This window comes from Kitasatospora sp. NPDC004799, assembly GCF_040609095.1.
Classification (GTDB): domain Bacteria; phylum Actinomycetota; class Actinomycetes; order Streptomycetales; family Streptomycetaceae; genus Kitasatospora.
Genome location: NZ_JBEXJK010000296.1, coordinates 1 through 10,203 on the forward strand (window position 1 = coordinate 1; position 10,203 = coordinate 10,203).

1 protein-coding gene and 1 pseudogene are annotated in these 10,203 nt (G+C 71.4%); both read left to right on the top strand.

Annotated elements, in window-relative coordinates; genetic code table 11:
- Positions 1–18: 18 nt before the first annotated feature.
- A pseudogene (locus tag ABZW03_RS29295) lies at positions 19–378 on the top strand (AMP-binding protein); the annotation flags it as partial.
- Between the two features lie 132 nt (positions 379–510).
- Positions 511–10,137: an amino acid adenylation domain-containing protein gene (locus tag ABZW03_RS29300; RefSeq protein WP_355264668.1), complete on the top strand. Its 9,627-nt coding sequence runs from the start codon at positions 511–513 to the stop codon at positions 10,135–10,137.
- The last annotated feature ends 66 nt before the right edge of the window (positions 10,138–10,203 follow it).

A 10,203-nucleotide genomic window follows, 5' to 3' on the forward strand; every position in this document is an offset into this window, starting at 1 on the left:
GTGATCGAGGCGTTGGTGGTGGAGCACGGTGTGACGATGCTCCAGTTGTCGGCGAGTCTGTTCAACTATCTGGTGGATGAGCATCCGGGGGCGTTCGCCGGGGTGCGGACGGCGTTCACGGGTGGTGAGGCGGGTTCGGTCGCGCATGTGGCGAAGGTGCTGGGTCTGTATCCGGGGTTGCGGGTGGGCAACGGGTACGGGCCGGCGGAGAGCATGGGCTTCACGACGTGCCATGCGGTCACGGGTGACGACTTGGGCTCGTCGTCGTTGCCGATCGGTCGGCCGGTGGGGAACAAGCGGGTGTTCGTGTTGGACGCGGGGTTGCGTCTGGTGCCGGCGGGTGTGGTGGGTGAGGTGTATGCGGCGGGTGCCGGTCTGGCGCACGGGTATGTGGGTCGGGCGGGTCTGACGGCGGAGCGGTTCGTGGCGAACCCGTTGGGTGTGCCGGGTGAGCGGATGTATCGCACGGGTGACCTGGGGCGTTGGCGTGCGGATGGTGTGCTGGAGTATGTGGGGCGTGCGGACGACCAGGTGAAGATCCGGGGTTTCCGGATCGAGCCGGGTGAGATCGCGGCCGTGCTGCAGGGGCACGAGGCGGTGGCGCAGGCCGCGGTGGTGGTGCGCGAGGACCGGCCAGGTGACAAGCGCCTCGTCGGCTACGTGGTACCGGTTGCCGGGCGGGAGGTCGATGCGGACGAGTTGCGGCGGTTCGCCGCCGGTCGGCTGCCGCGTCACATGGTTCCCTCGGCGCTCGTGGTGTTGGAGGCGTTGCCGATCACGCCGAACGGCAAGCTGGACCAGCGGGCCCTGCCGGCCCCGGCCGTCACCGTCGAGGAGGGTGGACGGGCCCCGCGCTCGGCGCAGGAGGAGATCCTCTGCGCGATCTTCGCGGAGGTGCTCGGTGTGCCGTCGGTGGGGATCGATGACGACTTCTTCGCGCTGGGCGGGCACTCGCTCCTCGCGGCGCGGCTGATCAGCCGCATCCGCAGCACCTTCGACGCCGAGCTGGGCATCCGCGACCTGTTCGACGCCTCCACGGTCGTCGGTGTCGCGGAGAAGCTGAAGGACGGCCGCCCGGCACGACCCGCGCTGCAGGCGGGGGTGCGGCCGGAGGTGTTGCCGTTGTCGTTCGCGCAGCAGCGGCTGTGGTTCCTGGACCAGCTCGAAGGCGCCTCCGCGACCTACAACAGCCCGTTCGCGTTCCGGCTGCACGGCGCGGTGGACGTCGAGGCGTTGCGGGCGGCGATCGGTGACGTGGTGGGCCGGCACGAGGCGCTGCGGACGGTCTATCCGGCGGTCGACGGCCGGCCGCGCCAGCTGGTACTGCCCGCCCAGGACGCCCAGGTCCCGTTCACGGTCGAGCCGTGCACGGAAGACGAGCTGGCAGTGCGGATCTCGGCCGAGGCTTTCGCCACCTTCAACCTGTCGACCGAACTGCCGCTGCGGGTCGTGCTGTTCACCCTCGGGGCGGACGAGTCGGTGCTCGTGCTGACCCTGCACCACATCGCGAGCGACGGTTGGTCCTCCGGCCCGCTCTGGGAGGGTGTCACCTCGGCCTACCGGTCCCGTCTGGCCGGACTCGTGCCCGACTGGGAACCGCTCCCCATTCAGTACGCGGACTACACGCTCTGGCAGCACCACCAGCTCGGCGAGGCCATGGACCAGCAGCTCGCCCACTGGTCCGAGGCGCTGAAGGATTCGCCGCAGGAGCTGGCCCTGCCGTTCGACCGGCCCCGGCCGGCGGCGGCGTCGCACGAGGGCGAGTTGGTGGAGTTCGGTCTGCCCGCCGAGCTGCACGCGGAGCTGGAGGCCTTGGCGCGTCGGAACGGTGTCACCCTGTTCATGGTGCTGCACGCGGCGCTGGCGGCGCTGCTGTCGCGGTTGGGCGCGGGCACGGACATCCCGATCGGGACGGTGGTCGCGGGGCGCTCCGACCAGGCGCTGGACGATCTGGTCGGGTTCTTCGTGAACACGCTGGTGCTGCGAACGGACACGTCGGGTGAGCCGACCTTCGGTGAGCTGCTGGGCCGGGTCCGTGACTCCGACCTGGCGGCGTTCAGCAACCAGGATCTGCCGTTCGAGCGGCTGGTGGAGGAGCTGAACCCGGTGCGTTCGCTGGGTCGCCACCCGCTGTTCCAGGTGATGCTGGTCCTGCAGAACAACGACGAGGGCACCCTTCGGCTTCCCGATGTCGTCGTGACGCCCGAGTCGTTCGGGACGCCCCCGGCCAAGTTCGACCTCAACCTCACCTGCGTCGAGAACCGCGACGGTTCCAACGCACCCGTCGGCATCACCGTCGTACTGCAGTACGCGACCGATCTGTTCGATCAGGGGACGGCGGGTCTGCTGGCGGAGCGGTTCGGGTGGTTGCTCGGTGTGGCGGTGGGGGATCCGGAGACTCCGGTGTCGGGTTGGGAGGTCTTCGACTCTCCCGAGCAGGAGCGGTACTTCCTGGCTCGGTCGGAGCTGGCGCGGGAGCGTGCGATCGAGGCCGCTCAGGGGGAGGTGCAGGCGCATCGTGGTCCCAGGACGGCGCAGGAGGAGATCCTGTGCGCGTTCTTCGCGGAGGTGCTGGATGTGCCGTCGGTGGGCATCGACGACAACTTCTTCGCTCTGGGCGGGCATTCGCTTCTCGCGACCCGGCTGATCAGCCGCATCCGTACGACGCTGAATGCCGAGTTGGGCATCCGTGATCTGTTCCGCAACCCGACGGTCGTCGGTGTCGTGGAGAAGCTGAAGGACGGCCGTCCGGCACGACCTGCCCTGCAAGCGGGGGTGCGGCCGGAGGTGTTGCCGCTGTCGTTCGCGCAGCAGCGGCTGTGGTTCCTGGACCAGCTCGAAGGCGCCTCCGCGACCTACAACAGCCCGTTCGCGTTCCGGCTGCACGGCGCGGTGGATGTCGAGGCCCTGCGCGCGGCGATCGGTGACGTGGTGGGCCGGCACGAGGCTCTGCGGACGGTCTATCCGGCGGTCGACGGTCAGCCGCGTCAGCTGGTGCTGCCCGCCGAGGACGCCCAGGTCCCGTTCACCGTTCAGCCGTGCACGGAAGACGAGCTGACAGATCGGATCTCCGCCGAGGCCTTCGCCACCTTCAACCTTTCGACCGAACTGCCGCTGCGGGTCGTGCTGTTCACGCTCGGCGAGGACGAGTCGGTGCTCGTCCTGACCCTGCACCACATCGCGAGCGACGGCTGGTCCTCCGGCCCGCTCTGGCAGGGCATCGCGTCGGCCTACCGGTCCCGTCTGGCCGGACTGGCGCCTGACTGGGAGCCGCTGGCCGTTCAGTACGCCGACTACACCCTCTGGCAGCACCACCAGCTCGGCGAGATCCTCGACGGCCAGTTGAAGCACTGGCGCGATGAGCTGCGCGAGCTGCCGCAGGAGCTGGCCCTGCCGTTCGACCGGCCCCGGCCGGCGGCGGCGTCGCACGAGGGCGAGTTGGTGGAGTTCGGTCTGCCCGCCGAGCTGCACGCGGAGCTGGAGGCCTTGGCGCGTCGGAACGGTGTCACGCTGTTCATGGTGCTGCATGCGGCGCTGGCGGCGCTGTTGTCGCGGCTGGGCGCGGGCACGGACATCCCGATCGGGACGGTGGTCGCGGGACGCTCCGACCAGGCGCTGGACGACCTGGTCGGGTTCTTCGTGAACACGCTGGTGCTGCGAACGGACACGTCGGGTGAGCCGACCTTCGGTGAGCTGCTGGGCCGGGTCCGTGACTCCGACCTGGCGGCGTTCAGCAACCAGGATCTGCCGTTCGAGCGGCTGGTGGAGGAGCTGAACCCGGTGCGTTCGCTGGGCCGGCACCCGCTGTTCCAGGTGATGCTGGTCCTGCAGAACAACGACGAGGGGACTCTTCACCTGCCGGGCCTCACCGCCCAGCCCGAGTCCATCGGGACGCCGCCCGCCAAGTTCGACCTCAACCTGACATGCGTCGAGACCCGGGACGCCGGCCATGCGCCTGCGGGTATCACCGTCGTGCTGCAGTACGCGACCGATCTGTTCGATCAGGGGACGGCGGGTCTGCTGGCGGAGCGGTTCGGGTGGTTGCTCGGTGTGGCGGTGGGGGATCCGGAGACGCCGGTGTCGGGTTGGGAGGTCTTCGACTCTCCTGAGCAGGAGCGGTACTTCCTGAGCCGGGCGGAGCGGGCGCGGGAGCGTGCGATCGAGGCCGCTCAGGGAGAGGTGCAGGCGCATCGTGGTCCGAGGACGGCGCAGGAGGAGATCCTGTGCGCGTTCTTCGCCGAGGTGCTGGATGTGCCGTCGGTGGGCATCGACGACAACTTCTTCGCGCTGGGCGGGCATTCGCTTCTCGCGACGCGGCTGATCAGCCGCATCCGCACCACCCTCAACGCCGAGCTGGGCATCCGCGACCTCTTCCGCAACCCGACCGTCCTCGGTGTCGTGGAGAAGCTGAAGGAGGGCCGCCCAGCCCGTCCGGCGCTGCAGGCCGGGGCGCGGCCGGAGGTGTTGCCGTTGTCGTTCGCGCAGCAGCGGCTGTGGTTCCTGGACCAGCTCGAAGGGGCGTCCGCGACGTACAACAGCCCGTTCGCGTTCCGGTTGAGCGGTTCGGTGGACGTCGAGGCCCTGCGCGGCGCGATCGGTGACGTGGTGGGCCGGCACGAGGCCCTGCGGACGGTCTATCCGGCGGTCGACGGTCAGCCGCGCCAGCTGGTGCTGCCCGCCGAGGACGCCCAGGTCCCGTTCAGGGTCGAGCCGTGCACGGCCGAGGAGGTCGCGGGGAAGATCTCGGCCGAGGCCTTCGCCACCTTCAACCTGTCGACCGAACTGCCGCTACGGGTCGTGCTGTTCACGCTCGGCGAGGACGAGTCGGTGCTCGTGCTGACCCTGCACCACATCGCGAGCGACGGTTGGTCCTCCGGCCCGCTCTGGCAGGGCATCGCGTCGGCCTACCGTTCCCGACTGGCCGGACTCGCCCCCGACTGGGAGCCGCTGGCCGTCCAGTACGCCGACTACACCCTCTGGCAGCACATCGAGCTCGCCGAAGCCATGGAGCAGCAGCTCGCCTACTGGGCCGAGGCGTTGAAGGACTCGCCGCACGAGGTCGCTCTGCCCTTCGACCGCCCCCGCCCCGCCGCCGCCACCCACGAGGGCGAACTCCTGCAGTTCCACCTCGATGCCGAACTGCACGCCGAACTGGACGCGTTGGCGCGCAGGCACGGCGTCACCCTGTTCATGGTCCTGCACGCGGCCCTGGCAGCCCTGCTCTCACGGCTCGGCGCGGGCACCGACATCCCGATCGGCACCGTCGTCGCCGGACGCTCCGACCAGGCGCTCGACGACCTCATCGGCTTCTTCGTGAACACGCTCGTCCTGCGGACCGACGTGTCCGACGCCCCCACCTTCGGCGAGCTGCTGAGCCGGGTCCGCGACACCGACCTGGCGGCCTTCAGCAACCAGGACCTGCCGTTCGAGCGGCTGGTGGAGGAGCTGAACCCGGTGCGTTCGCTGGGTCGCCACCCGCTGTTCCAGGTGCTCCTGGTCCTGCAGAACAACGACGAGGGAACTCTTCACCTGCCGGGCCTCACCGCTCAGCCGGAGTCCTTCGGGACGCCGCCCGCCAAGTTCGACCTCAACCTCACCTGCGTCGAGAACCGCGACGGCGCCGGCGCGCCCACCGGCATCCTCGCCGTCCTGCACTACGCCACCGACCTCTTCGACCACGCCACCATGACTGCTCTGGCGGACCGCCTGCTCCGGCTGCTGGCCCTGGCAGTCGGCGATCCGGAGACGCCGGTGTCGGGTTGGGAGGTCTTCGACTCTCCCGAGCAGGAGCGGTACTTCCTGAGCCGGGCGGAGCGGGCGCGGGCCGGAGCCGTCGAGGCCGCCCAAGAGGCGACGCAGGGGCATCGCGGTCCCAGGACGGCGCAGGAGGAGATCCTGTGCGCGTTCTTCGCCGAGGTCCTCGATGTGCCGTCGGTGGGCATCGACGACAACTTCTTCGCGCTGGGCGGCCATTCGCTTCTGGCGACCCGGCTGATCAGCCGCATCCGGACCACCCTCAACGCCGAGCTGGGCATCCGCGACCTCTTCCGCAACCCGACCGTCCTCGGTGTCGTGGAGAAGCTGAAGGACGGCAGCCCGGCACGACCGGCACTGAAGGCCGGCGTACGACCGGAGGTGCTGCCGCTGTCGTTCGCGCAGCAGCGGCTCTGGTTCCTCGACCAGCTCGAAGGCGGGTCCGCCACCTACAACAGCCCGTTCGCGTTCCGCCTGCACGGCGCGGTGGACGTCGAGGCCCTGCGTGCGGCCATCGGCGACGTGGTCGGTCGGCACGAGGCCCTGCGGACGATCTACCCCGCGATCGACGGCCGGCCCCGCCAGCTGATCCTGCCCGCCCAGGACGCCCAGGTCCCGTTCAGGGTCCAGCCGTGCACGGCGGACGATGTGGCAGAACAGATCTCCGCCGAGGCCTTCGCCACCTTCAACCTGTCGACCGAACTGCCGCTACGAGTCGCGCTGTTCACGCTCGGCGAGGACGAGTCGGTGCTCGTCCTGACCCTGCACCACATCGCCAGTGACGGTTGGTCCTCCGGCCCGCTCTGGCAGGGCATCGCATCGGCCTACCGTTCCCGACTGGCCGGACTCACCCCCGACTGGGAGCCGCTGGCCGTCCAGTACGCCGACTACACCCTCTGGCAGCACCACGAGCTCGCCGAGACCATGGAGCAGCAGCTCGCCTACTGGTCCGAGGCGTTGAAGGACTCGCCGCACGAGGTCGATCTGCCCTTCGACCGGCCCCGCCCCGCCGCCGCCACCCACGAGGGCGAACTCCTGCAGTTCCACCTCGGCGCCGAACTCCACGCCGAACTGGACGCGTTGGCACGCAGGCACGGCGTCACCCTGTTCATGGTCCTGCACGCGGCCCTGGCAGCCCTGCTCTCACGACTGGGCGCGGGCACCGACATCCCGATCGGCACCGTCGTCGCCGGACGCTCCGACCAGGCGCTCGACGACCTGGTGGGCTTCTTCGTGAACACGCTGGTCCTGCGCACGGACACGTCAGGTGCCCCCGGCTTCGGTGAGCTGCTGGGCCGGGTCCGCGACACCGACCTGGCGGCCTTCAGCAACCAGGACCTGCCGTTCGAGCGGCTGGTCGAGGAGCTGAACCCGGTCCGCTCCAGCTCCGTGCACCCGCTGTTCCAGGTCATGCTGGTCCTGCAGAACAACGACGAGGGAACTCTTCAACTGCCGGGCCTCACCGCCCAGCCCGAGTCCTTCGGGACGCCCCCCGTCAAGTTCGACCTCAACCTCACCTGCGTCGAGAACCGCGACGGCGCCGGCGCGCCCGCCGGCATCCTCGCCGTCCTGCACTACGCCACCGACCTCTTCGACCACGCCACCATGGCTGCTCTGGCGGACCGCCTGCTCCGGCTGCTGACCGCCGTGGCCGCGGACCCGGACCAGCCGATCGAGGCGGTCGACATCCTGACCCCGGCCGAGCGCCGGCGGGTCCTGGTGGAGTGGAACGACACCGAGTGCGTCCCGGCGGACACCCGGCTGGTCCCGGAGGTCTTCGAGGGGCACGCCCGGCGGACCCCGGACGCGACCGCGCTGGTCTTCCAGGACGAGGCCCTGACCTTCCGCGAGCTGAACGCGCGGGCCAACCGCCTGGCGCGGCTGCTGATCGAGCGCGGTGCCGGGCCGGAGCGGACGGTGGCCGTCCTGCTGCCGAGGGGCAGCGACCTGATCGTCTCGCTGCTGGCCGTCCTGAAGGCCGGTGCCTGCTACGTCCCGGTCGACCCGGACTACCCCGTCGAGCGGGTGACGTCCATGCTCGACACCTGCCGGCCCGCGCTCGTGATCGCCGGTCAGGGGACGGCCGGTCGGTTCGACGTCCTCGCTCAGCGGGTGCCGCACCTGCTGGACCTGGCGGAGCCCTCGGTCGGCGCCGAGCTGGCCCGGCGGTCCGACGCGGACGTGTCGGACGCCGAGCGGCTCTCGCCGTTGCGGCCCGAGCACTCCGCGTACGCCATCTTCACCTCCGGGTCGACGGGGACGCCGAAGGGCGTGCTCGTCGAGCACCGTTCGCTCGCCAACCTCGTGCACAGCCACCGGGAGGACGTCTACCGGGCCGACATCGCCGCCGCCGGCCGCCCCCTGCGCGCCGCGATGATCGGGGCGACGACCTTCGACGGCAGCTGGCTGCTGCTCTTCTGGCTGCTGGACGGCCACGAGCTGCACCTGGTGGACGACGGGACGCGCCGGACGCCCGAGCTCCTGGTCGGCTACATCGAGGACCGGGAGATCGACTACCTCGAGACGACCCCGACCTACTGCCGGCAGCTGATCGACCTCGGCATGCTCTCCGAGCAGCGCTCCTCCCGCCCCCGGATCGTCGACGTCGGCGGCGAGGCGGTGGACGACGCGCTCTGGGCGGATCTGCGGCGGGCCGGGATCACCGCCAACAACCAGTACGGCCCCACCGAGTGCACCGTCTACAGCACCAACGCCGTGATCGGCGGGTACGAGCGGCCGGTCATCGGCCGGCCGATCCGCAACACCCGGCTGTTCGTCCTGGACGACCGCCTGCGGCCCGTCCCGCCGGGCGTCCCCGGTGAGCTGTACATCGCCGGGGAGAGCCTCGCCCGCGGCTACCTGGGCCGGCCGGGCCTGACGGCCGAGCGCTTCGTGGCGAACCCGTTCGGTGCGGAGGGCGAGAGGATGTACCGCACCGGCGACCTCGTGCGGTGGCGTGCCGACGGGGCCCTGGAGTACCTGGGGCGGACGGACGACCAGGTGAAGATCCGGGGCTTCCGGATCGAGCCGGGCGAGGTCGCCGCGGCGCTGACGGCACACGAGGCGGTGGCGCAGGCCGCCGTGGTGGTGCGGGAGGACCGGCCGGGGGACCAGCGCCTGGTGGGGTACGTGGTGCCCGCCGCCGACCGCGAGGCCGACCCGGAGGAACTGCGGCGCTTCGCCGCGGCGCGCCTGCCGCGCCACATGCTGCCGTCGGCGGTCGTCGTGCTGGCGGCGCTGCCGATGACCTCGCACGGCAAGCTGGACCAGCGGGCGCTGCCGGCACCGGTCGCGGGCGCCGTCCCCACCGGGCGGGCGCCGCGGTCGGCGCAGGAGGAGATCCTCTGCGCGGTCTTCGCCGAGGTCCTCGGCGTGCCCTCGGTGGGCATCGACGACGACTTCTTCCTCCTGGGCGGGCACTCGCTCCTGGCGGCCCGGCTGATCGGCCGGATCCGCACCGCCCTCGGCGCCGAGATCGGCATCCGGGACGTCTTCGACGCCCCCACTGTCGCCTCCCTCGCCGGACGGCTGGACGACGCGGGGAGCGGGGACGGCGCCCTCGCCACCCTGCTGCCGTTGCGCCGGAGCAGCGGTCCGGCGGCCCGGCCGCTGTTCTGCGTGCACCCCGCGGCCGGCATCAGCTGGGTGTACTCGGGACTGCTCCGCCACCTCGACGGCGACCGTGCCCTCTACGGTCTCCAGGCCCGCGGCCTGCTGGCCCCCGAGGCCCTGCCGGCCGACGTCGACGCCATGGTCGACGACTACCTGGCGCTGATCCGCTCCGTGCAGCCGCAGGGCCCGTACGCGCTGCTGGGGTGGTCGTTCGGCGGGGTGGTGGCGCACGAGCTCGCCGTCCGGTTGCAGGAGGAGGGCGAGGAGATCGAGGCCCTCACCCTGCTGGACAGCTACCCGAGCCTCGGCGCCGGCACCTCGGCCGAGCCCGCGCCGGGCGGCGAGCCCGTGCCGGGCGGTGAGCGCGCGCTGAGCGGTGAGCCGGCGCCGGCCCCGGGCGGCGAGGAGGCCGTGCGGGCGCTGCTGGAGTCGCTGGGCCACGAGCCGGAGTCCGCGAAGGCCGCGGACGGTCCGTTCGCCCTGCTCGATGACGCCGCGCTGGAGGCCATGGCCGCGGTCTTCCTGCGGAACGTCGCGCTGCTGGACGGCTTCAGGTCCCGCACGTTCAGGGGCGACGTCCTCTTCTTCGAGGCGACCCGGGAGGAGCCGCGTCCCCCGGTGCGGCCGGAGGACTGGCGGCCGCACGTCACGGGCCGGATCGAGGTGCACCGGGTGACGGGCCGGCACGGTGAGATGACCAGGCCGGACCAGCTCGCCCAGATCGGACCGGTGCTCGCCGCCCGGCTGGCCGGCGGGCAGGACGAGGCCTAGACAGCGGTGAACCTGCGGCCCGCACGAGGGCCCTGCGCCCGCGCCCCGGCCCCCACCCCCCCCCCC